The organism is Streptomyces sp. NPDC033131, from assembly GCF_055578365.1.
The window spans coordinates 75,599-98,799 of the sequence record NZ_JBVIPA010000028.1 but is presented as its reverse complement, the minus strand read 5'-3'; the positions used below and the strand labels follow the sequence as shown (position 1 = coordinate 98,799).

The following is a 23,201-nucleotide window of genomic DNA, read 5'->3' as shown; positions in this document are numbered from 1 at the left end:
ATGGCGGGTGCCAACGCGGATCGGCGTTCGTACGACACGGGTGCGTCGGCTGATGCTCAGTCGAACATTCAGGTGGTGATCGGTCGTCTCGAGGAGGTGATCGGTAACCGTGACCGTCAGGTCAAGACGGCGATGGCCGACTTCACGGCTGACGGTGTGGCGGAGGAGTACCACGGCAAGGAACAGCGGTGGACCAACGCCTCCAACGAGGTGAAGAACATCGTCGCGTTGCTGAAGTCGACGCTGGAGAAGAACGACGGTACGGCGCAGTCGACCATCCAGCGGGCCAAGGCCGCGGTCGACAACATCGGCTGACGGACAGCTGTTTGTTCGGTATTGGTAGTTGAGGAAAACGGGGGTTTTCGGTGCCCGGCTGGGATCTGAATCCGCAGGGTATTTCCGGTGTGTTGAAGACGACGGGTGAGACCGCGTCGGACCTGGAGAAGCACGCGAAGGCGTTCGGTGAGCATCTGACGTCGGCGGCGACGAGCGCGGGCACGATTTCCGCCGAGGGCGGGGGTGGCGGCGGCGAGGGTGGCGAGAAGGCCGCGGGTGGTCTGGTCGCCCTCGCGTTGTCGCAGTTCGCGGAGCGGGCGTCGAAGGATCTGCAGTTCGTCGCGGCGCGGGCGGGCAAGTCGTTGCAGGGTGCGGTGGACGCGACGACGGCTTATCTGAAGGGCGATGAGGAGATGGCGGCGGAGGCGCAGCGCAACGCGTTGTCCGCCCCGAAGGTGGATCTGCCGGGGGTGGGCAAGCGGTGATCCAGCCGGCACAGATTCCGCAGTACACGGGTGATCTGGCACAGCTGGAGAGCGACTACGCGGACCTGAAGAAGGACGCGGGCAACGTCCGCAAGACCGGCGAGGACGTCCACTCCCGGTTCCAGGGCCTGTCGGCGTACTACACCGCTCCCGACGCGGAGCAGCTGTTCGCGACGACGAAGCCGGTCAAGGAGCGCGCGGACACGTTCGGGGACGATCTCGAGACGGTCTCCGGGGCGTTGTCGTCGTATGCCGGCGAAATCCGTCCGCTCGTCGACAAGTTGAAGGAACTGAAGACCAAGGCTTACACCTTCGTCGACTCCGTCAAGGACGACGACGAGTGGGAGTACGACGGAGACAAGGTCGACGAGCACAACCAGATCCGGGACGACATCACCGCGACGGTGGCGGCGTTCTGGGCTGCCGAGCGGACCTGCCACAACAAGATCACCGCCTTGTGGGGCGGGACGCAGATGGTGGCCGGGGACGGCTCCGACCGCAAGGACCAGTACGGGTTCAACGCGGACGACATGAAGAACGCGAAGCTTCCCTGGGGCGACCCGGTCGAGGAGAAGCACCACTGGTACGAGGTCGGCCACTGGGTGAAGTCGTTCGTGTGGGACGGCCTGATCGTGGACGGTGTCTGGGGCACGATCAAGGGCCTCGGGACGCTGGTCGGGTTCGGCGGCTGGGACGCGATGGGCCAGGCCTGGAAGGGGCTCGCGCAGCTGGCGACCGGTCTGGTGATCTCCTCCATCCCCGGTGCGGGCGCGCTGTTCTGGACGCTGCCGGACGACAAGATGCCGTCGTGGCTGCGTGATTCGCGCACCGCGATGAAGGAGACCGGCAAGGCGCTGGTCGCGTGGGACGAGTGGGGCAAGAACCCCGGGCGTGCGGCCGGTGCGGTCACCTTCAACGTCCTGACCACGGTCTTCACGGGCGGCGCCGGCGCTGGCGTCGCGGGTGCCGGCAAGGCGGGCGCCGTGGCGAAGGTGCTGTCGGCGGCGGGCAAGGCGGGCAAGGTCATCGACCCGATGACCTACATCGCCAAGGGCGTGGGCGCGGGTCTGTCGAAGATCGGCGACATCACGAAGGGCCTGAGGGGCGTCGGCAACATCGACATCCCCACCCTCCCGGACGGCGCCGTCAACCTGCCCGACGGCCGCATCATGGACCCGAACGGCAACCTCGTCTCACCCAACGGCACCATCGACACGACGCCGGTGCACTACGAGACGAATGCCCCGACGGCGCCCCACGGGACCACCCCGACACTTCCGGCGAACTGGACGGTCCAGGGCGCCCCCAGCCCGTCGTACGCCGGGAGCCACGCGGGTGCGGACGTGGCCGCGCACACGGCCGACAACGCCGGGCAGTACAACGTGCCCAACGGCGGCCACTACAACGCGCCGACCACGGCCGCGAGCCACACGCCGGGCGGCGCGTTCGACACGACGCCGTCGCCGGGCGCGTACGACCAGGCGCCGTCGGGGTCGTCGTACGGTCAGTCGCCGTACGGATCGCCGTACGGTCAGGCCCCGTCGGGATCCCCGTACGACCACGCGCCTTCGCCGTCCGCGTACGACCAGACACCGGGCACGAACCCGTACGCCCAGACACCTTCGGGGGCGCCGTACGGTCATGCGCCGTCGCCGTCCGGATTCGACTACGGGCCGAACCCGTCCGCGTACGACCAGACGCCGACCACCACGCCGCACACGGGCGGCACCGACGTTCCGGGCGGCACGACCCCGTGGTACCACCAGGGCTCGGGGACCCCCGCGCACGACGTCCCGACCACCACGCCGCACCCCGACGCCCCGCACGGCACGGGCCACGACGTTCCCGGCGCCGGTCACGTCGACGACGCCTCGCACGGTGCCGGTCACGGTGACGACGGTGTCGGTCACGGTGACGAGGGTGTCGGTCACGCGGACGATGCCGCACACGCCGGAGACCACGCGGACGCCGGGGACGCAGCCGCGCACCACGGCACGGATGGTCCGGTCGCTCCGGGGCATCAGGGCGCGGATGTGCCGCGGCACCCCGGGGCCGGGGAGCCGTTCGAGTACAAACCCCACATGTCCGCGGCCGAATTCAGCAACCTGGCCACCGACGCGGAGCGGCACGCCGTGGCCATGGCGGAGCTGGAGCGGGGGACGAACCCTTCGCCCAGCGCCAGCAACAGGGCCGGACAGACGTACGGTGACACGTACTGGAACGATTTCCTCGACCAGCTGGACCCGGCCGGGAGAGAAGCGCTGTACAAGTACAGCGACTTCTACTACACGCAGATCAATGACCCACTGCGGGCCGGTACGGATCTGCACCCCCGGATGGCGGAAGTCGTCGACAACATGGACCGGGTCATGGGTGCCCGCCCCGTACCCGAGGACATCATGGTCGTGCGAGGCACCGCCATCGACCACCTCGGTCTGCGGTCGCCACTTCAGATGCAGGGCAAGATCTACGACGACCCCGGATACACCTCGACATCGCTCGGCAAGGACCCGGCCTTCGAGCACAAGCCAGTGCACATGCATCTGCGGGTTCCCAAGGACACACCGGCCCTCTGGATCGACCACATCTCCGCGAACAAGGGGGAGCGGGAGCTGCTCCTCGCTCGTGGTACGGAATATAAGGTGACGCGCGTCTTCGAGGACGCGGCCGGGAAGTGGCACGTCTACGGAGAGGTCCTGCCGAGGCCGAAGCCGTAGCCGCCTCTCGACGGGATAGACGACTCAAGGAATGTGGACTTGTGAGTAGTGAGCAACCGCCCCCCTCGCGCTTCGACGACGACATGCTGTTCAGGGAGAAGCCGGGCGGGGCGGTGGATTACAAGGACTGGACCGAGAAGCCGGTGCGGTACTTCACCGTGGTCGACAAGGAGAACGCGTCGATCCTCGGGTATCTGTGGGCCGGTGACGAGGATGACGCCGCCGCCTATGAGCCGCGAAAGGCGGGTGGCTCCCGCGCGACGAACGAAGGTATGTCCTGGATCGAGCGGCTGCGCGAGGGGAAAGCGCGTGGCCTCCGCCCGACCGAGATCCTCGTCGAGTTGTACGGCGACCCGGAGCCGGGCGGCAGGGGCCGGCCGCTACCGGGCTCCCTCGCCGACGCCCCGAACGCTGCCGCGGTCGAGGCCTTCGCCAAAAGTGCCTAGCGAACGACCGGTCAACCCGCGCTTCGCCGAGGACGTGCACTTCGACCTCGTGGCGCCGGGTCCGTCGAGGTACCGCACCCGGACCGACAAGCCGGTGCGGTACTTCACGGTGGTCGACAAGGAGGGCGGCGCGGCCCTCGGATATGTGTGGGCGAGTGACGAGGACGACGCCGCCGCGTGGGTGCCACGCAACGCCGCCGGAGGCCGGGCTCTCGCCGAGGGCGGTCATTGGCACGCCCGGCTGCAAGAGGCCAAGGGGCAGGGCATCCTGCCGTCCCAGGCCCTCGCGGAGATGCTGTCCGACCCGGAAGGCAACCGTGGACGTGCCCTGCCCGGCTCACTCACCGAGGCCCCGAACGCCGACGCGGTCAAGTCCCTCGCCAAGGGTGAATGACCCTGACCAACCGATCACCCATGGAGGAACAGGCCCCGAGGCCTGACCAGCATGACCAGTCCCGTGCACTACGTCACCGTCACCGCCCCCGACGGCGAGGTCGTCGGATACGCCTGGGGCGATGCCACCGAGGTCGAGTGGATGCACCGGAAGGCCAGCAGCTCCAGTGCCTACACGGCGGGGCTGGAGTGGTACACCAAGGTCCGTGAGGCACACGAGCGCGGCCTCACGCCTCTCGGGGTTCTCGGCCTCCTCAGCCACGAACCCGGTGTCGGGCCCGTCACCGAGGCCGCCGATGTCGCCGCCGTCGAGGAACTCGCCCGGGTCGTCACCCCGGCCGACGACCGGCGACTGCTCGCCCAGCTCGACCGTGACGACGCGGAGGCGTGGCAGGAGCTCGCCGATGCCTTCGACGCGCTCACGGACGAGGACCGGGACGTGCGGTGGGGCGGGGGGACCAAGTCGCCGAGCGGTGCCATCCACGTACCGTTCCCCCTCTACAGCAAGGCGCTCCAGCGGGCTGTTCACGCCCTGCGCGGCGTCGGCGCCGTGACCCCCGAATACCGGTGGAGGCACAGTCCGTTGCCCCAGGCTCCGCCGGAGAAAGGGCTGAGGCCCGCCGACGCCATGCGTGCCGCCACCGCGGTCGTGAGCGCGGAGCGCATGAGCGACGGGGAGATCGCCGAGGCCGTGGAGAACGGCCTCCTGGACGCCATAGCCACCTCGCTCCGCACCTGGTACGCCGACCCTTCCGCCGAGGAGCAGCTCCAGGCCGACGCCCCGCCCGCCGACCAGCCCCAGGCCGCCCCCTCCACCGTCGCGCACCCCCAACTCCCCACCCCGCCCATGTGCAGGTTCTGCGGAGGTTCCCCCGCGGCGGACGTCGCCTTCCGTGCCCACCGGGGCCTCGTGATCCTCCTGGGGTTCCGGAAGACGGCCGGTCCGATGTGCCTGACCTGCGGGCTGGCCGTGTACCGGGCGCTGACCACCCACACGCTGGCCTGGGGCTGGTGGAGCCCTCTCTCCCTGTTCGTCTTCGGGCCGTTGACGCTGGTAAGGAACCTCCTCGCCGTGCGCGAGGTGAAGAGGCTTTCGGCTCCCGGCCCGGGAATGCTGGGCCCGCGCTACGACCCCGGCGTGCCCGTGCGCCGACGGCCGCGTGCGTACATCGCGCTGGTCCCGGTGCTCTGGGTGCTCTTCATGATCGTGACGGGATTGTCGGGAGGGGCGTGACAGGGCCCGGGAGACGGCCGTACCCCGGCTGTACGCATGGCGCGTCCATGTCCTATGTTGCGGAAGCCAAGTCAGGGGGATCCGCATGCCGCAGGAGAGGCCGCCCGGGACCGGGGCGGAGATGAGTCTCGGCGAGGTCGAGGCCGTCGCACGTGCCGCGCACGCCGGGCAGACGGACAAGGCCGGACGGCCTTACGCCGAGCACCTGTCGGCCGTCGCCGAGGGTGTGCGTGCCCGGGGCGGGGGCGAGGAGCTCGTCGCCGCCGCCTGGCTGCACGACGCCCTGGAGGACGGCGCGCTGAGCGAGGACTGGCTCGACGCCGCCGCGCTCCCGCAGGGCACCAAGGACGTCGTACGCGCCATGACCAAGCGGCCGGACGAGGAGCCGGAGGCGTACGCGAGCCGGATCCTGGCCACCCCGGGCGCCCGGCTCGTCAAGGCGGCCGACCTCGCGCACAACGCCGACCCGGTGCGCCTCGCCGTACTCGACGAGCACACCGCCCGGCGCCTCACGCAGAAGTACGCCGCCATGCGGCACCGCCTCGGCCTCGCCCCGGGCGACTGAACCCCCACGTACGTACACCCCCTACACAGGACGACTGAATGGCACGGGACTACGACAGCCAGCTGCTGGAGTCGGTGGCGGTACGCCGGCGCCGGATGCGCGACGCGCTGCTGTTCGGCGCGCAGCGCGCCCGGCGGACGGCGGACGAGCGGTTCGGCAAGATGTTCGCGGGCATCGCGATCGCCGCCGTACTGTGCGCCGGCTGCATCGGCTGGTCCTTCCTCCAGGCCACGTTGGACAAGCAGAAGGCCGAACAGGAAAAGCAACGACAGCAGCAGGGGCAGCTGTACGACCCGACGCCCAGCGCCACTTCGAGCGGCGTCGGCGACCAGGGCGACCAGGGCGACAAGGGTGCGGAGAAGCAGTGAACAGGGTGTGGGCGCAGGGCGTGACCACGTCGGAGCGCGCCCGTGGCGGAAACGACGCGATGATAGGTTCCGGTGAGTGGTGAGCACAGCAACTTCGTTCCGGACCCAGCTCAGCAGGGTCACTCTGATCGGTGAGCGGCGACGCGCCGACATCGTGCTGCCGTCGGACACTCCGATCGGCCAACTGCTCCCCGACATACTGCAGTTGCTCGACGACCGGGCCGCGTCCCGGCCGACCACCCGGCAGCTGATCACCTCTGACGGCTCCGCGCTGCCGCACGACGCCACGCTGTCGTCGGCGGAGGTTCCCGACGGCGCCGTGCTGCGCCTCGTGCGCGCCCACGCGGCACCGCCGGCGCCGGTCGTGCACGACGTCACCGACCAGGTCGCCGACGACCTCGACCTGCGCGGCTGGCGCTGGCGTCCCGCCGTACGCCGTACCGCCGCCGGTGTGGCCACCATCGTGTTCGCCGTGATCGCGGCGCTGTTGGCGCGGCGCGAGTTCGCGCTGGAGTCGGTCGCCGCGGGCCTCGCGGTCGTCACCGCGGTGTTCCTGGTCGGCGGTGCGGCGATCGCGAAGATCGGCCAGGGCAACCGGGGTCTGGCCACCGCGCTGCTGCTCGCCTCCGGCGGGCTCGGCCTGCTGGCCGCGTGGACCGCCGCCGACGCCCACGACTGGTCCGGGACGGCCCGGCTGGCCGGCGTCGCCGCCGCGCTGGTGCTCCCGCTGGTGCTGCTCGCCTACTGTTCGCCGCTCGGCCGCGGCGGACTGATCGGGGCCGGGGCGGTCGTCGGTGTGGTCGCCGTGTGGGAGGCCGTCGCCGCCGTACAGGACCGGGCGGACCGGATCGGCGCCGTGATGGCCGTGGTCTCCGTCATCCTGCTCGGTCTGCTGCCGCGGTTCGCGCTGATGGCCTCGGGGCTCACCGCGCTCGACGACAAGCGTTCCTCGGGCACCTCGGTGAGCCGGCACGAGGTCGCCAACGCCCTCGCCGCCACGCACCGCGGACTCGCCCTCGCCACCGTGGTCACCGCCGCGTCGGCCGCCGCCGGCGGCTGGTTGCTGACCACCGCGAAGGAGCCGACCGTCTGGACGGTGACCCTCGCCTCGCTCATCGCCGTCGTCCTGCTGTCCCGGGCGCGGGCCTTCCCGCTGGTCGCCGAGGTCGTGGCGCTGTTCGGGGCGGCGGCGCTGCTCGTCGTACGGCTCGCGGTGCTGTGGCTGGACCATGCGGGAGGTGCCGGCGCGCTCGTCCTGCTGGCCGCGGCGGCACTGCTGCCGCTGCTGGTCCTCGCGGTGGAGCCGCCGGAGCACGTCCGGGTACGGCTGCGGCGGTTCGCCGACCTGATCGAGTCCCTCGGGGTGATCGGGCTCTTCCCGCTCGCCATCGGGGCGTTCGGCATCTACGGGCAACTGCTCAACAAGTTCTGAGGCTTCGAAGACCAGACGCCGCCGCGCCGTCGTTCCGGGCGGGACGACAAGGCGGCGGCGTACAGGAGAGAAGGGCGACATGCCGAGCGGGGACAACTGGCAGAGCGACGTGCTGCGCGACCTGAGGGGCGGCGCGGCCCAGCAGCGCGCCCCACAACAGGGCGCGCAGCCACAGCCGCCGGCGGCGGGGCAGCAGCAGGCGGCGGGGCAACAGCCGGAACAGCAGCCGGGCGCGCAGAACGTCCCGCCGCAGGGGCAGCCCCCGGCGTACGGCCACCCGCAGCAGGCCGACCCCGCCCAGCCGCAGCCGCAGCCGTACGGCTATCCGCAGCAGGCAGCCCCTGCCCAGCCGCAGCAGCCGTACGGCTACCCGCAGCCGGGACACGGCGACCAGGCCGCCGCGTATCCGCAACAGGGCTACCCCGCCCAGCCGCAGCAACCGCAGCAGGCGTACACCCAGCCGCAGCAGGCTCAGCCTGCACAGCCCCAGCCCCAGCCCCAGCCCCAGCCCCAGGCCCCCGCCCCCCGCGCCCGCTCACCCCGTGCCACCCCCGACTCCCGCCCGGTCGTGGACAAGAAGCTCGCCGCCGCCGGCCGCGGGCCGCGTCGCGGGGAGCCGTTCAGCGCCCGTGCCCTGCGGGCTGTACGCCGCACCGTGTCCTCCTCGGCCGCGCGCGAGGTCGCCGAGACCACCGCGACCGCCGAGATACTGCAGCAGCCGGTCACCACCGGCCGGCAGATCGCGGTGACCTCCATCCGCGGCGGCTCCGGCAAGACCACGGTCGCCGCACTGCTCGGCACCACCTACGCCCACTACCGCCAGGACCCGACCCTCGTCATCGAGGCCGACCCGGCGCTCGGCTCGCTGCCGCTCCGGCTCGGCGCGGAGACCCTGCGCTGGACCACCGGCGACCTCGCCGACGTCGTCCAGCCCCAGATGTCGCTCCTGGAAATCACCGGCTACCTGGTCCAACTGCCCGACAACGCCTGGCTGCTGCCCGGCAGTCAGGGGCAGGTCGGGGCCATGCTCGACACCAAGGCGTACGAGCGGGTCATGGTGTCGATGCGCCGTTACTTCGGGGTGACCGTCGTCGACTGCGAGACGATGCCCGCCGAGGTCGCCCGCACCGCGCTCTCCGCCGCCCAGGCCCGCATCCTCACCGTGCCCGCCACACTGGAGGGCGTCGCCAGCACGCACGCCGTCCTGCAGTGGATGCGCGGACTGCCCCGGGACATCACCACCTCGACCGTCGTCGTGCTCACCGAGACCGTCCCGCACACCGGCGTCGACGTCGAGAAGGCCGCCGAGCAGCTGAAGACGACCGGGGCGAGCGTGCGGATCCTGCCGTACGACCGGCATCTGGCGGCCGGCGGCACCATCCGCACCGATCTGCTCGCCCGGGACACCAGGGAGGCCGCCACGCGGCTGGCCGCGGAGGTCTTCCAGCTCTCCCAGAAGAGCCGCTGAACCGTCCCCTGCACGAAGGGAACCTGCGGACAACCGAGGACAAGGACGATGAGCACCCGACTGATCCACCGGCCGGCCCGCACCACCAGGCCCCCGGCCTCACCCGAGTCGCGCACCATAGAGGCGCCGCCCAACCTGCCCGACGGCAAGTCGGGTTCGATCGCGACCTCGCTGCTGCCCGTCGCCGGTGTGATGTCGTCCGTCGTGATGATGACCGTCGTGCGCAACAGCCAGTTCGCCGCGCTGGGCGCGATCATCCTCGTCGTCACGATCGTCGGCTCGATGGTCATGCTCTTCTCCCAGCGCGGCAAGGCCCAGCGCACCCGCCGCACCCAGCGCGAGGCCTACCTCTCGTACCTGGAGGACACGCGGGAGGAGCTGTCCAAGGAGGAGCGGGAGCGGCGCGAGAGCACAGGGGTGCTCAACCCGCCGCCGGACGCGCTGTACGACATCGTGCGCGACCCCGCCCGGCTGTGGGAGCGGCGCCGGATGGACGCCGACTTCCTGCGGGTCCGCGTCGGCACCGGCGAGATGCCGGTGCGTGACCTGAGGGTGGGCCAGCCGAGCTCCTCCGTGCTCACCCCGCCCGACCAGTTCATGCTGAACGAGGCGTCCGCGCTGGTGTCCCGCTTCAGCGTCGGCACCGAACTCCCGCTGACCGTCCCGCTCGACCGGGTCGGCAACATCACCGTGATCGGCAGCCGCGAGGACACCCTCCGGGTCGCCCGCGCGCTCATCGTGCAGGCCGCCGCCACCCACGCGCCCGACGACGTGGCCATGGCGCTGGCCGCCTCCGGCGAGCGGATCGCCGACTGGGAGTGGGCCAAGTGGCTGCCGCACCTGCTCGACAGCGAGCAGTTCGACGGCCCCGTCGCCGCCCGCCGCATCGCGCCCTCGCTGCCCCAACTGGCCCGCCAGATCGGCCCCGAGCTGCGCCGCCGCGCCTCCTACGCGGCCGAGGTGCGCCGCGGCCTGTCCGGCAAGGACGCCCTCGCCATGACCTCCCGGCTGCTGGTCGTCGCCGACGGGCACGGGGAAGACGCCGTCGACCTGCCGCGTCCCGACGACGCGGTCGGCCTGCGCGACATGAGCGTCACCGTCCTGCACCTGCTGGACCAGCGGATCCAGGAGCCCGGCAGCGTGGGCGTGCGCATCACCGTCGACGGCGAGCAGATCGTCATCGAGGACCTGCGCATGCCGGAGCCGATCAGCGCCCACGGCACCGTCGACGAGATCGGCATCCCCTTCGCCGAGGGCCTTGCCCGGATGCTCGCCCCGCTCAGGCTGTCCGCCGAGTCGATGGTCGACGCCCCGCTCACCGGCCCGGTCGACTTCGCCGAACTGCTCGGCATCGACGACGTGGCCGGCCTCGACCTGAACCGGATGTGGGCGCCGCGCGGCGAACGGGCCTTCCTGCGCGTGCCCATCGGCATCAGCGACTCCCACGAGCCCGTCCTGCTCGACCTGAAGGAGTCCTCCGAGCTCGGCATGGGCCCGCACGGCCTGTGCGTCGGCGCCACCGGCTCCGGCAAGTCGGAACTGCTGCGCACCCTCGTCCTCGCCCTGGTCGCCACCCACCCGCCGGAGGACCTCGCCCTGGTCCTCGTCGACTACAAGGGCGGCGCCACCTTCGCCCCCTTCGCCGACCTCCCGCACGTCGCCGGCGTCATCACCAACCTGGAGAACCAGGCCGGCCTCGTGGAGCGCGTCCACGCCTCGCTCGCCGGCGAGGTCAAGCGCCGCCAGCAGGTCCTGAAGAACGCGGGCAACGTCGCCGACATCGGCCACTACGCGGCCCTGCGCGCCGAGAAGCGCCCCGACCTGGAGCCGCTGCCGCACCTGTTCGTGGTGATCGACGAGTTCGGTGAACTCCTCACCGCCAAGCCGGACTTCATCGACCTGTTCCTGTCCATCGGCCGCATCGGCCGCTCCATCGGCGTCCACCTGCTGCTGTCCAGCCAGCGCATCGAGGGCGGCAAGCTCAAGGGCCTGGACACCTACCTGTCGTACCGGCTCGGCCTGCGCACCTTCTCCGCCGACGAGTCCCGCACGGTCCTGGACACCACGGACGCCTTCCACCTGCCCCCGCTGCCCGGCTTCGGCTACCTCAAGGTCGACACCAGCCACTACGAGCGGTTCAAGGCCAGCTACGTCTCCGGCGCCTACAGCGGCCCCGTGCAGCGCGACGAGGAGGACACCGGCCCGCTGGCCCTGGAGTACGAGGCGTACAACACCCTCGGCGACGACGGGAACAGCGCGCCCGAGGAGCCGAAGATGCGGCGCCGGGAGACCGGCCCCACCCAACTGGGCGTACTCATCAACCAGTTGGAGAACGCCGGAGCCCGCTCGGTACGCCAGATCTGGCTGCCCCCGCTGCCCGCCGCCGTCCCCCTCGACAAGGTCGCGGGCCCCGTCGAGGTCGGCGCCCGCGGCATGCAGCTCGCCAAGCGGCGCGGCCCCCTCCAGGTGCCGCTCGGCATCATCGACGACCCGACCAAGCAGCAGCAGGGCCAGTGGTACCTGGACCTCACGCTCTCCGGCGGCCACGCGGCGGTCATCGGCGGCCCGCAGTCCGGCAAGACCACCCTGCTGCGCTCCCTGGCCCTCTCGCTGGCCCTGACGCACACCCCGCAGGAAGTCGGCATCTACGGCCTCGACCTGGTCGGCGGCGGCCTGCAGGCCCTGTCCGGGCTGCCGCACGTCGGCGGGATCGCCGGACGTGCCGACCGCGAGCGCGCGGCCCGCACCATCGACTCCGTACGCGCCATGCTCGACCAGCGCGAGGAGCTCTTCCGCATCCACAACATCGACTCGCTGGAGCAGTTGCGCACCCGGCGCGCGGCGGGCCAGGTGCCCGAGCTGGCCTCCACCGAGATCGTGCTGCTCATCGACGGCTTCGGCGCCCTGCGCGACGACTTCGAGAACCTCGACGACGCCGTCATCGACATCCTCAAGCGCGGCGGCGGCTACGGCATCCACGTCGTCGCCGGCATGCTGCGCTGGAACGACGTGCGCATCGCCACCCAGTCGCAGTTCGGCACCCGCGTCGAGCTGCGCCTGAACGACCCGAGCGAGTCCAGCATCGACCGCAAGCTCGCCCAGACCCTCTCCCCGGAGGAGAAGGGCCGCATCCTCACCGACGGCAAGCTCTTCGCCCAGGTCGCCCTGCCCCGCACCGACGGCCTCGCCGACACCGCCGACCTCGGCGCGGTCCTGGAGCGCACCGCCCGCCAGCTCCGCGCCACCTGGACCGGCGAGGTCGCCCAGCCGGTGCGGGTGCTGCCGCAGATCCTCGAGCCCGAGCTGCTGCCCGGCCCGGCGTCCGAGCCGCGCCGCGTCCCGATCGGCCTGGACCAGACACAGCTGGCCCCGGTCCTGCTCGACCTGTTCCAGCACGACCAGCACCTGATGATCATGGGCGACAGCGAGTGCGGCAAGACCAACCTGCTCAAGGTGATCACCCAGGGCCTGATCGAGCGCTACGGCGACGACGAGCTCGTCTTCGGCGTCTTCGACCCGCGCCGCGGCCTGCGCGGCGCCATCCCCGAGGAGTACCGGGGCGGCTACGCCTACAACTCCAAGCTCGCCGCCGGCCTCGCCGCGGGCATCGCCGGGGAGCTGGAGAAGCGGCTGCCCGACGAGAGCGCGGACAGCGAGGACCTGGAGCCGGGCAGCTTCTCCGGCCCGCGGATCGTGATCCTCGTCGACGACTACGACGTCCTCACCACCGCGGGCCAGCAGCCGCTCGCGCCCTTCGTGCCGTACATCCCCTCGGCCGTCGACATCGGCCTGCACTTCATCCTCACCCGCCGCGTCGCGGGCGCCTCCCGCGGCCTGTACGAGCCGATGCTGCAGGGCCTGCGCGAGTCCGGCTCCTCGGCACTGGTGATGGCGGGCGACCGCAGCGAGGGCCAGCTCTTCCCCGGCGTGTACGCGAGCGCACAGCCGCCCGGCCGCGGGGTGCTGGTCCGCAGGGGCCAGCCGAACCGGCTCATCCAGACCGTCTACACGGGGACCAAGGTGAATCCATGACGAAGGACGTCATCACCCTCACGAAGAAGATGCCCGACCCGCTCAGCGTGATCGCCGGACTCCTCTCCGGCGGCCCCGACCGGCTCGTCGGCACCGAGGGAGAGGGCGCGGTGGTGCAGCTCTGCGACGAGCAGGGCCGCCCGCTGGTCTCCGTCGAGGCGCCCCTGCTGGTGCAGGTCAGGGGCGAGGCCGAGCGGCTGCTGGGGGCGAGTGCGCCCGAGGTGCCGTACTGGTGGACCGAGGCCCGCGCCACCACCGGCGTCAAGGAGGCCGAGCAGCTCGCCGGCACCTTCGCGGCCCGGCTCGCCACGCTGGTCGGCGGAACCGCCTGGCCGCCCGAGGTCGCCTGGTCGCTGGCCGTGGTCAACACGGACGGGATGAGCGCGGCGCCGGTCCCGGCAGCCGCCCAGCCCGCCGTGGACGTCCTCACCGACAAGGTCGCGGTCATCATCCAGGACCGCCCGGTGGTCGCGATGACCGCCTGGCTCTCGGACGCCTTCCGCGCCGCCGCCAACGCCGAACTCGGCCTCCAGATCGTCACCCCGGCCGGCACCCGCCTGTCCCCGGCGGTCCGCGGCAGCCTGCCGGGCTGGCCCTCGCGCTGGGTGGTGCAGGACGAGCGGGACGGCTACTACGACGGCCTGTCCGGCGCCGTCCTGGAGTGGAAGAACGGCCTCTTCGTCACGGTCGAGTCCCCGGACGCCACCCGCGACGACCCGCGCACCCCGATCGCCGCCACCTACCAGGAGGGCCCGGCCGCGAAGGGCGACACCGGCGAACGCCAGCTGGCGATCTCCTTCCGCACCGTCCACCCGGCCGACGACCGCCTCGTCCTCGGCGGCGCCCTGGAAGCCGTATGGCGGGAGATCACCGGCGAACCGCCGGCCGGCTGGGGCACCGAGGAGCCCGCCAACCTGCCCTGGTCGGTACGCCAGTTGACCGACGTGGCGTACGAGCGCTCGCCCGCGCCGACCTGGGTGATGGCCGTCGGCACCCCGGAGCGCCCGGGACTGGCGACCGTCCGCATCACCCGCACCAAGGGCGGTGTGGAGGAGGACGTGACCATGGCCTTCGGCTACGGCCCCGGCGAACAGCTGCCGACGGACGCCGTCCAGGCCGCCGCCGAGGCCCTCGCCACCCGCCACGACCTGCAGTCCATGCTGGTCCAGATCCGCCGGGCCCGCCGGGACCTGTCCGTGCCGCCGCACTTCGAGGGCCCCGGTGTGCCGTACGCGTTCGTCCTGGGCGCCGAGGAGGTCCGCCAGATGCCCGGCGACCGGGCCCGCCGCACGCCCCTCGCCGAGTCCCCGCGCGAACTGGGTCCCAGGACCCGTCCCGCGTTGTACTACCCGCTGCCCGGCGACCCGTCGGACCTGTCGGGCTGGCAGGACTTCGAGCGCCTGATGAGACACCTGAAGGGCAGCTAGCCGGAGCAGCCCGGATACGACCGCGCCCCCGCTGCTCGGCAGCGGGGGCGCGGTCGTCGTCGTCCTGGCTCAGCCCGCCGGGACCTTCTCCCTCTCCCGTACGGGGGTCTTCCCGTGCTGCTCGCGGCCGCGGGCGGCCGCGGTGGCATCCGGCTTGAACGCCCACTCCATCTTCGGCTCCATCGCGAACCGGAAGACGCGGCGCACCGGCGCGGTGCACAGCAGGGTGACGGCGACGCCCGCGCACACGCTCACGAAGATCTCGCCGAGCGGCCGGTGCAGCCAGGGGTGTTCGAACCAGCCCGCGTAGTCGCCGGCCTTGACCAGGAAGCCGTGCAGCAGATAGCCGAACAGCGTGCCCGCGCCGAGCGAGGTGAACCACATCCTCCGGCCCGGCACCCACGAGAAGAAGCAGGCGGTCAGCAGCAGCGAACAGCCGAACAGGGCGAGGACCATGACCGGCCCGGTCCACCACGGCGCGCCCAACTCCTGTGCGGCGTCACGGTGGTAGAACCACCCGGTGGCCATGCGCGGCACCGACCACCAGCCGATGGCCAGCGCGGCGGCGAACACCGGCACCGACAGGATCCGCACCGAACGCCGGCGCACCAGCCGGAAGTGCTCGGGCTTCATCAGCAGGCCGAGCACGAAGAACGGCGCGAACTGCAGCACCCGCTGAAGGTCCAGGTCGTCACCGATCTCCGGGCTGACCGACGCCAGCATGGCGAGGGCGAGCGCCAGCGGCAGCGGCCACCGCACCAGCTTCCAGATCGGTGTGGTCAGCCGCCAGACGAACAACGCGATCAGGAACCAGGTCAGGTACCAGGGGTCCAGCAGGCTGATGGCCTGGTCCGGCGAGTCGCCGGCGTAGCGGTTGAAGAGCGTGTACGCGGTCTCGAAGACGACGTACGGCACGACGACGCCGGTGACCAGCCGTTGCAGCCGGTCGGCCCGCATGTCGAAGCTGCGTGAGAAGAAGCCGGAGATGATGATGAACGCCGGCATGTGGAAGGCGTACACCACCGTGTACGCGCCTTCCAGGATCCGGCTGTCGCCCTTGAGCGGCTCCCAGGAGTGGCCGATCGCCACCAGCACGATCGCCAGGTACTTGGCGTTGTCGAAGAACGCGTCGCGCTGTTTGCCGGGCTGGCTGCCCGAGGGGGCGGGCCGGTCGGCCGCGGCCGCTCCGGTGCGGTGCGGCGAGCGCGGACTGGGCACTCCGTCCCTCGGCGAGTGTGCCGGGGGGAGTGGCGCTCGGTTCTGGCCGTGCGGTCGCAGCGAGTTCGTCACAGACCCTCCCACCAGGAACGGGGGGAGGCGATCGGGGACCTCGCAGCGCTGGCGGGGGACGAGGCGGCGTGGAACATCTGAGGCACCCTAGCCTTGGCTGTGGGTTTTCGTAAAACCCTCGACGTCATTCCTGGTTAATAGCTGCGGATACCCCCGTTTTACGGAAGTCGGCACCGTCGTTCACGTGATGGCCGACACACTGTCCGAGCTTCAACCGCCTGCACCATATGGGTCCTCCTTGTCGCGATTCATCCCGACTAAACAGGGCATAAGACGCCTTTGGCGGCCCGTCCGGTGCGACTGTCGGCGCACCTGTGGCGTCAATTCGAATTAACTGCGAACACGTTGTGTGGACACGGAAACGAACTCGGTGAATTCCCTGTGTGGGTGTCTGGTCGAATTACTGTGCGGACGGGCCGAGTCGGGCCGTCCGCACACCCGGCCGCGGGCGGCCCCGGGCAGGGAACTGGCCAACGATCCGTCACGCGCCGCATATGCGGCCCTCATTGGTGGCACGATGGTCCTGGCGGGGGTGTGCACGGTCGCGTCCCCGGGCCGGGAGCGGACCGACCAAGGGTGTGATCAGTTGTGGCCATTTCTCTGTCAGTGGTGCTGCTGTTGGCGATCATCCTGGTGGTGTTGATCCGGGGAGGCTCGCTGAAGGCCGGCCCCGCCGTCGTCGCGGTGCTCTTCGGCTTCTTCCTCGCCTCGACCGGGATGGCCGACGACATCCAGCGGTTCCTGAACTCGATAGCGGAGACCATCAACTCGATCCAGTTCTAGGCGCCCCGCATGGCCCTCCGCCGCAGACGCCACGCGCAGCCCCGGACAGCACGAAGACCTCCGGCCCGATCCTCGAAGGACCGGGCCGGAGGCCTGTTCGGAGCGGGCGACGGGAATCGAACCCGCGTAGCTAGTTTGGAAGACTAGGGCTCTACCATTGAGCTACGCCCGCACAGCGCGCACCGCGAGTACAGGTGACCGCGGCACTGATGGCATCGTAGCGGGTAGTCCCCCTTCGTCGCACACCGCGTTTCGGTCCGCCCGGGTGGCGGACGCGCGCTGGTGAAATGCGGCGGTCCGGCTGTCTGCGGGCATGTAGCCTACGTCTCGCACCAGACGGGGTGTGGCGCAGCTTGGTAGCGCGTCCGCTTTGGGAGCGGAAGGCCGTGGGTTCAAATCCCGCCACCCCGACCATGTACCGGCCGGACCCGGTCACTGAACGGTCACCTTGCGTGACCGCCTGACGTGATCGCCTTTGGGGCGTGTCGCCGCTGCCGTTACTATGCAAGCTGCACGCCCGTGTGTCTCTCTCCTCTGGAAGTCCTCCGGGCGGCGAATCCGCCGGAGCCGGTCTGGCTTCGGCAGAAACCAAGAAGTCAGCCCCCAAGGAGACCGAACCGTGAAGAGCGCCGTGGAGACCCTGAACCCGACTCGGGTTCGGCTCAGCATTGAGGTGCCCTTCGAGGAGCTCAAGGACAGCCTCGACGCGGCGTACAAGAAGATCAACCAGCAGGTCACGGTGAAGGGCTTCCGGAAGGGCAAGATCCCGGCGCGCGTCATCGACCAGCGGTTCGGCCGCGGTGCGGTCCTGGAGGAAGCGGTCAACGACGCGCTTCCGAAGTTCTACACCGAGGCGGTCAACGAGGCGGAGATCGACGTCCTCGGCCAGCCCGAGGTCGACATCACCGAGCTGAAGGACGGCGAGACGCTGAACTTCACCGCCGAGGTCGACGTCCGCCCCGCGATCGAGATCCCGGACTTCTCCGGCATCGAGGTCGAGGTCGACGCCGTCGAGGTCACCGAAGAGGACATCGACAAGTCGGTCGAGCAGCTCCGTGAGCGCTTCGCCTCGACGTCCCCCGTCGAGCGGGCCGCCCAGGACGGCGACGTCGTCACGATCGACCTCGAGGCCAAGGTCGACGGCGAGATCCTCGAGGACGGCGTCGCCAGCGGCGTCTCCTACACCATCGGCTCCGGCGAGCTGCTGGAAGGCATCGACGACGCCGTGACGGGCCTGGAGGCCGGTGGCGAGGCCACCTTCACCTCCGAGCTCAAGGGCGGCTCGGCGGCCGGCAAGGAGGCCGAGGTCACCGTCAAGGTCACCCAGGTCGCCGCCCGCGAACTGCCCGAGCTGGACGACGACTTCGCGCAGCTCGCCTCCGAGTTCGACACCCTCGAAGAGCTCAAGGCCGACAGCCGCAAGCGCCTCGAGAACATGAAGCAGTACGACCAGGCCACGCAGGCCCAGGAGCGCGTCCTGGAGAAGCTGCTCGAGCTGGTCGAGGTCCCGGTCCCCGAGAAGCTGCTCGAGGACGAGGTCAACACCCGCAAGCACAACCTCGAGCACCACCAGCTCGGCCAGATGGGCCTCGACCTCGAGAAGTACCTCGAGATCCAGGGCAAGACGGCCGAGGAGTTCGAAGCCGAGACCAAGGAAGCCGCGGTCAAGGGCATCAAGACGCAGTTCGTCCTCGACGAGCTCGTCAAGCAGGAGAAGCTCAACGTCAACCAGGAGGAGCTCACCGAGCACCTCATGCGGCGCGCGGCCTCCTCCAACATGTCCCCCGACCAGTTCGCCCAGGCGGTCGTCGAGGGCGGTCAGGTCCCGCTCCTCGTCGGCGAGGTCGCCCGCGGCAAGGCCCTGGCCGTCGTGGTCGAGAAGGCCACGGTCAAGGACACCAACGGCGAGGTCATCGACCTGGACGACGAGGAGGAGGCCGACGAGGCCACCACCGAGACGCCCGAGGCGGCGGCCGAGCCCACCACCGAGGCCGAGGCCACCACCGAGACCGGCACCGAGAAGACCGAAGGCTGACGCCACAGCGCCGCTGACGCCCGTACGACAGGCCCCGGGGAGCATCTCGCCCCCCGGGGCCTGTCGGCGTACGGCTGGACATCGCCGCAAAGGGGCGCGGGGAACTGCGCGACGAGCCACAGCGGACCGGCACCCGCCCACAGCCCAATGGCCCCACGGGCGAGGACCCCGCCCCACCCAGCGGAGCGACATGCGCTGACAGCGAACAGTCTCTTCTCCGGGATTCTCCGGAGGGACCAGCGCGTTAGGGTCCATGAATACGAGGGCAGGGGAGTCCCCGAATCGGCTCCCGCCCCGCAGGGAAACGTGAGACGGCCCGGCGCCGTCGTAAGACGAGCAGGTGGATACGTGACGAATCTGATGCCCTCCGCCGCCGGCGACCCCTCCATCGGTGGTGGCCTCGGTGACCAGGTCTACAACCGGCTGCTCGGCGAGCGGATCATCTTCCTCGGCCAGGCGGTCGACGACGACATCGCCAACAAGATCACCGCACAGCTCCTGCTCCTTGCCGCTGACCCCGACAAGGACATCTACCTCTACATCAACAGCCCCGGCGGCTCGATCACGGCCGGCATGGCGATCTACGACACCATGCAGTACATCAAGAACGACGTGGTGACGATCGCCATGGGCCTCGCCGCCTCCATGGGCCAGTTCCTGCTCAGCGCGGGTACGCCCGGCAAGCGCTTCGCGCTGCCGAACGCCGAGATCCTGATCCACCAGCCGTCCGCCGGCCTCGCCGGTTCGGCGTCGGACATCAAGATCCACGCGGAGCGGCTCCTGCACACCAAGAAGCGGATGGCCGAGCTGACGTCCTTCCACACCGGCCAGACCATCGAGCAGATCACCCGCGACTCCGACCGGGACCGCTGGTTCGACGCCGACGAGGCCAGGGACTACGGCCTCATCGACGAGGTCATCACCACGGCCGCCAACATGCCGGGCGGCGGCGGCACCGGGGCCTGAGGCCCCCTGCAAGCCCCCAGCCGACCGCCACAGCCCCTAGGAGAGAGACAGTGAACGACTTCCCCGGCAGCGGCCTGTACGACCGCGCACGCGCCGAGAGCACGGTGCCCGTGGCCGAGTCCCGGTACGTGATCCCGCGCTTCGTGGAGCGCACCTCGCAGGGCGTCCGCGAGTACGACCCGTACGCGAAGCTCTTCGAAGAGCGCGTGATCTTCCTCGGCGTCCAGATCGACGACGCCTCCGCCAACGACGTCATGGCGCAGCTGCTGTGCCTGGAGTCGATGGACCCCGACCGGGACATCTCGGTCTACATCAACAGCCCCGGCGGATCCTTCACGGCGCTCACTGCGATCTACGACACCATGCAGTTCGTGAAGCCCGACGTCCAGACGGTCTGCATGGGCCAGGCCGCCTCGGCCGCCGCCATCCTGCTGGCCGCCGGTACGCCGGGCAAGCGCATGGCGCTCCCGAACGCCCGTGTGCTGATCCACCAGCCCTACAGCGAGACCGGCCGCGGTCAGGTCTCCGACCTGGAAATCGCCGCGAACGAGATCCTGCGGATGCGTGCCCAGCTGGAAGACCTGCTGGCCAAGCACTCCACCACGCCGATCGAGAAGATCCGCGAGGACATCGAGCGCGACAAGATCCTCACGGCCGAGGACGCCCTGGCGTACGGCCTGATCGACCAGATCATCTCCACCCGGAAGATGAACAACGCGAGCGTGCGCTGACGTCGGACGCTGTATCGTCTGCCGCTCCTTGGCACGGTTCACGACCGTGCACGACACTGTGCACGTCAAAGTGAACCGTGCCAAGGGGGGCCCGAACGAGGGGCCCGGCAAGGTACCGTCGGACATAAGGCAGCACCAGGAGCCGCTGGACCTAGGCGTCTCCCAGGCGAAGGGGAAGCACACCGTGGCACGCATCGGTGACGGCGGCGATCTGCTCAAGTGCTCGTTCTGCGGCAAGAGCCAGAAGCAGGTCAAGAAGCTCATCGCAGGGCCCGGTGTCTACATCTGCGACGAGTGCATCGATCTCTGCAACGAGATCATCGAGGAAGAGCTGGCCGAGACCAGCGAGGTCCGCTGGGAGGAACTTCCCAAGCCCCGCGAGATCTACGAGTTCCTCGAGGGGTACGTCGTCGGCCAGGAACCGGCCAAGAAGGCCCTCTCGGTCGCGGTGTACAACCACTACAAGCGGGTCCAGGCCGGTGAGAACGGCGGCGCCCAAGGCCGCGACGACGCCATCGAGTTGGCGAAGTCCAACATCCTCCTGCTGGGTCCCACGGGCTCCGGCAAGACCCTCCTCGCCCAGACCCTGGCCCGGATGCTGAACGTCCCCTTCGCGATCGCCGACGCAACGGCCCTCACGGAAGCGGGTTACGTCGGCGAGGACGTCGAGAACATCCTGCTCAAGCTGATCCAGGCGGCCGACTACGACGTCAAGAAGGCCGAGACCGGGATCATCTACATCGACGAGATCGACAAGGTCGCCCGTAAGAGCGAAAACCCGTCGATCACCCGCGATGTGAGCGGCGAGGGCGTGCAGCAGGCCCTGCTGAAGATCCTGGAGGGCACCACCGCCTCGGTCCCGCCCCAGGGCGGCCGCAAGCACCCCCACCAGGAGTTCATCCAGATCGACACGACGAACGTCCTGTTCATCGTGGGCGGCGCCTTCGCGGGCCTGGAGAAGCTCATCGAGTCCCGGGCCGGCGCCAAGGGCATCGGCTTCGGCGCGACGATCCGCTCCAAGCGCGAGCTGGAGGCCAAGGACCAGTTCGAGTCCGTCATGCCCGAGGACCTGGTCAAGTTCGGCATGATCCCCGAGTTCATCGGCCGGCTCCCGGTCATCACCTCGGTCCACAACCTCGACCGCGAGGCCCTGCTCCAGATCCTGGTCGAGCCGCGCAACGCGCTCGTCAAGCAGTACGAGCGCCTCTTCGAACTCGACGGTGTGGAGCTGGACTTCGAGCGTGAGGCCCTGGAGGCCATCGCCGACCAGGCCATCCTCCGCCAGACCGGCGCCCGCGGCCTGCGCGCCATCATGGAGGAAGTCCTCCAGGGCGTGATGTACGAGATCCCGTCCCGCAAGGACGTGGCCCGGGTCGTCATCACGGCGGACGTCGTCCACTCGAACGTGAACCCGACACTGATCCCGCGGGATGCGCGCGGTCGGGGCCCGGGCGAGCAGAAGACGGCGTAGCGGCACAGACGTACGCACAGCGAAGGGGCCCCGGTCAACAGACCGGGGCCCCTTCGCTGTTGCGTCGTGCGGCGTCAGGCCTTGACGCGGATCTCCGCGCGGATCTTCGTCGTCAGGTCGATCGCGACGTCCTTGGTGGTGCTCTTCGTGTTGTCGCCGGGGGAGACCATGGCGACCGTGCTGTAGTCCGACCAGACGCAGAACCAGTCGGTCGACTCCTTCTTGGTCAGGCTGTTGGTGCTCTTCGCGGACTGGCACTTCATGAGCGCCCCGTCGAGGTCGGCCTCCTCGGGCTTGCCGATCAGCTCGGCGCCGCTGGAGGAACTGGAGGCGTTGTTCGTGAACTCCTTCGTGATGGCCGCGAAGTACTTGTCCAGGGCGGCCTCGGGGTCCGCGATCTCGCCGTAACCACCCACGACGGTGACGCCCTTGGCGACCAGCAGCTCGGACCGGGACGGCAACGTGGTCGGGTCGCTCGGGTCGTAGCCGCTGAAGTCGGCCGTCGAGTACTGCGAGACGACGGCCTTGCCGTCCTTCATGCCGCTTGCCTCGAGGTACTTGGTGGTGCTCGCGTCGTTGACCTCGCCGCCCTTGCCGACCTGCTTGTACTCGCCGGCCACGGTCGCCGGAGAGGCCAGCTTGTGCGCGCCGTCGTCCTCCAGACCGCCCCCGCCCGTGCCGACGACGAAGTACGCGCCCACACCTATGGCGGCCACGACGGCCACGGCGGCGATGATGATGCCGGTCTTCTTCTTGCCGCCACCGGCAGCCGGCGGCTGCGGCACCCCGTATGGGGCCTGCCCATAGGGCGGCTGCTGACCGTACGGCGGCTGCGGCTGCTGGCCGTAGGGAGCCTGCTGTCCGTACGGGGGCTGCTGCGGCTGGCCGTAGCCCGGCTGGGCGGGCGGGGCCTGCTGGGGGTAGCCGTAGCCGGGCTGGGCGGGCGGTGCCTGCTGCGGCTGGCCGTAGGGGCCCGGCTGGCCGTAGGGACCCTGCTGACCGTACGGTCCAGGCTGCTGGGGCTGCCCGCCGTACGGGCCCGGCTGGTTGTGGCTCATTTCTGGGTTCCCCTCCAGATGCTT

General features: G+C 70.3%; 19 protein-coding genes and 2 tRNA genes. 18 read left to right on the top strand and 3 right to left on the bottom strand.

Annotated elements, in window-relative coordinates; translation table 11 throughout:
* From ACZ5XS_RS30365 to ACZ5XS_RS30310, 12 genes are all read left to right on the top strand, one after another.
* Entirely contained in the window at window positions 1–315 is a 315-nt protein-coding gene (locus ACZ5XS_RS30365) for a pore-forming ESAT-6 family protein (protein ID WP_217242168.1), read from the top strand.
* Between the two features lie 50 nt (window positions 316–365).
* The gene (locus ACZ5XS_RS30360) at window positions 366–761 is read left to right on the top strand and encodes a DUF6507 family protein (RefSeq protein WP_468656638.1); all 396 of its coding nucleotides are present in this window, start codon (window positions 366–368) and stop codon (window positions 759–761) included.
* A complete protein-coding gene (locus ACZ5XS_RS30355) occupies window positions 758–3,478 on the top strand; it encodes an ADP-ribosyltransferase (RefSeq protein ID WP_468656636.1) in 2,721 nt (906 codons plus the stop codon). The genes ACZ5XS_RS30360 and ACZ5XS_RS30355 overlap by 4 nt, the downstream gene beginning before the upstream one ends.
* A gap of 41 nt (window positions 3,479–3,519) precedes the next feature.
* The gene (locus ACZ5XS_RS30350; RefSeq protein WP_468656635.1) at window positions 3,520–3,924 is read left to right on the top strand and encodes a hypothetical protein; all 405 of its coding nucleotides are present in this window, start codon (window positions 3,520–3,522) and stop codon (window positions 3,922–3,924) included.
* Window positions 3,917–4,318, top strand: coding sequence for a hypothetical protein (locus ACZ5XS_RS30345; RefSeq protein WP_468656633.1), 402 nt, complete (start codon window positions 3,917–3,919; stop codon window positions 4,316–4,318). The genes ACZ5XS_RS30350 and ACZ5XS_RS30345 overlap by 8 nt, the downstream gene beginning before the upstream one ends.
* A gap of 51 nt (window positions 4,319–4,369) precedes the next feature.
* Window positions 4,370–5,551, top strand: a complete 1,182-nt coding sequence (locus ACZ5XS_RS30340; protein ID WP_468656631.1) for a DUF6508 domain-containing protein — start codon at window positions 4,370–4,372, stop codon at window positions 5,549–5,551.
* Window positions 5,552–5,636: 85 nt separating this feature from the next.
* Window positions 5,637–6,116, top strand: coding sequence for an HD domain-containing protein (locus tag ACZ5XS_RS30335; protein WP_468656629.1), 480 nt, complete (start codon window positions 5,637–5,639; stop codon window positions 6,114–6,116).
* 38 nt (window positions 6,117–6,154) lie between these two features.
* The gene (locus tag ACZ5XS_RS30330) at window positions 6,155–6,484 is read left to right on the top strand and encodes a hypothetical protein (protein WP_468656627.1); all 330 of its coding nucleotides are present in this window, start codon (window positions 6,155–6,157) and stop codon (window positions 6,482–6,484) included.
* A 76-nt stretch (window positions 6,485–6,560) separates the two neighbouring features.
* Window positions 6,561–7,916 (top strand): type VII secretion integral membrane protein EccD, encoded by a 1,356-nt coding sequence (gene eccD, locus ACZ5XS_RS30325; protein WP_468656625.1) that lies wholly within the window; start codon window positions 6,561–6,563, stop codon window positions 7,914–7,916.
* 79 nt (window positions 7,917–7,995) lie between these two features.
* Window positions 7,996–9,384: a MinD/ParA family ATP-binding protein gene (locus ACZ5XS_RS30320; protein ID WP_468656623.1), complete on the top strand. Its 1,389-nt coding sequence runs from the start codon at window positions 7,996–7,998 to the stop codon at window positions 9,382–9,384.
* Between the two features lie 48 nt (window positions 9,385–9,432).
* The gene (gene eccCa / locus ACZ5XS_RS30315; RefSeq protein WP_468656621.1) at window positions 9,433–13,416 is read left to right on the top strand and encodes a type VII secretion protein EccCa; all 3,984 of its coding nucleotides are present in this window, start codon (window positions 9,433–9,435) and stop codon (window positions 13,414–13,416) included.
* Entirely contained in the window at window positions 13,413–14,843 is a 1,431-nt protein-coding gene (locus ACZ5XS_RS30310) for a DUF6177 family protein (RefSeq protein WP_468656619.1), read from the top strand. Before eccCa ends, ACZ5XS_RS30310 begins: the two co-directional genes overlap by 4 nt.
* 69 nt (window positions 14,844–14,912) lie before the next feature.
* On the opposite strand, the gene ACZ5XS_RS30305 is transcribed toward ACZ5XS_RS30310, so the two are convergent.
* Entirely contained in the window at window positions 14,913–16,133 is a 1,221-nt protein-coding gene (locus tag ACZ5XS_RS30305; RefSeq protein ID WP_468656617.1) for an acyltransferase family protein, read from the bottom strand.
* A gap of 588 nt (window positions 16,134–16,721) precedes the next feature.
* On the opposite strand from ACZ5XS_RS30305, the gene ACZ5XS_RS30300 reads away from it, so the two are divergent.
* Window positions 16,722–16,916, top strand: a complete 195-nt coding sequence (locus tag ACZ5XS_RS30300) for a hypothetical protein (RefSeq protein WP_030044846.1) — start codon at window positions 16,722–16,724, stop codon at window positions 16,914–16,916.
* A 101-nt stretch (window positions 16,917–17,017) separates the two neighbouring features.
* Here the strand turns inward: ACZ5XS_RS30300 and ACZ5XS_RS30295 are convergent.
* Window positions 17,018–17,088 (bottom strand) — tRNA-Gly (locus ACZ5XS_RS30295).
* A gap of 165 nt (window positions 17,089–17,253) precedes the next feature.
* Here ACZ5XS_RS30295 and ACZ5XS_RS30290 point away from each other — a divergent pair.
* The 5 genes from ACZ5XS_RS30290 to clpX all read left to right on the top strand — a co-directional run bounded on the left by ACZ5XS_RS30290 (window position 17,254) and on the right by clpX (window position 22,119).
* A tRNA-Pro gene (locus ACZ5XS_RS30290) sits at window positions 17,254–17,330 on the top strand.
* Window positions 17,331–17,535: 205 nt separating this feature from the next.
* Complete coding sequence (tig, locus tag ACZ5XS_RS30285) at window positions 17,536–18,951, top strand: trigger factor (RefSeq protein WP_468656615.1); 1,416 nt, start codon at window positions 17,536–17,538, stop codon at window positions 18,949–18,951.
* A 360-nt stretch (window positions 18,952–19,311) separates the two neighbouring features.
* On the top strand, window positions 19,312–19,917 hold the full coding sequence (locus ACZ5XS_RS30280; RefSeq protein WP_217239979.1) for an ATP-dependent Clp protease proteolytic subunit: 606 nt from the start codon (window positions 19,312–19,314) through the stop codon (window positions 19,915–19,917).
* A 50-nt stretch (window positions 19,918–19,967) separates the two neighbouring features.
* On the top strand, window positions 19,968–20,648 hold the full coding sequence (locus tag ACZ5XS_RS30275) for an ATP-dependent Clp protease proteolytic subunit (protein ID WP_468656613.1): 681 nt from the start codon (window positions 19,968–19,970) through the stop codon (window positions 20,646–20,648).
* A 184-nt stretch (window positions 20,649–20,832) separates the two neighbouring features.
* Entirely contained in the window at window positions 20,833–22,119 is a 1,287-nt protein-coding gene (gene clpX / locus ACZ5XS_RS30270) for an ATP-dependent Clp protease ATP-binding subunit ClpX (RefSeq protein ID WP_217239967.1), read from the top strand.
* Window positions 22,120–22,193: 74 nt separating this feature from the next.
* Here the strand turns inward: clpX and ACZ5XS_RS30265 are convergent, their stop codons facing one another.
* A complete protein-coding gene (locus ACZ5XS_RS30265; protein ID WP_468656611.1) occupies window positions 22,194–23,177 on the bottom strand; it encodes a hypothetical protein in 984 nt (327 codons plus the stop codon).
* Window positions 23,178–23,201 lie beyond the last annotated feature (24 nt).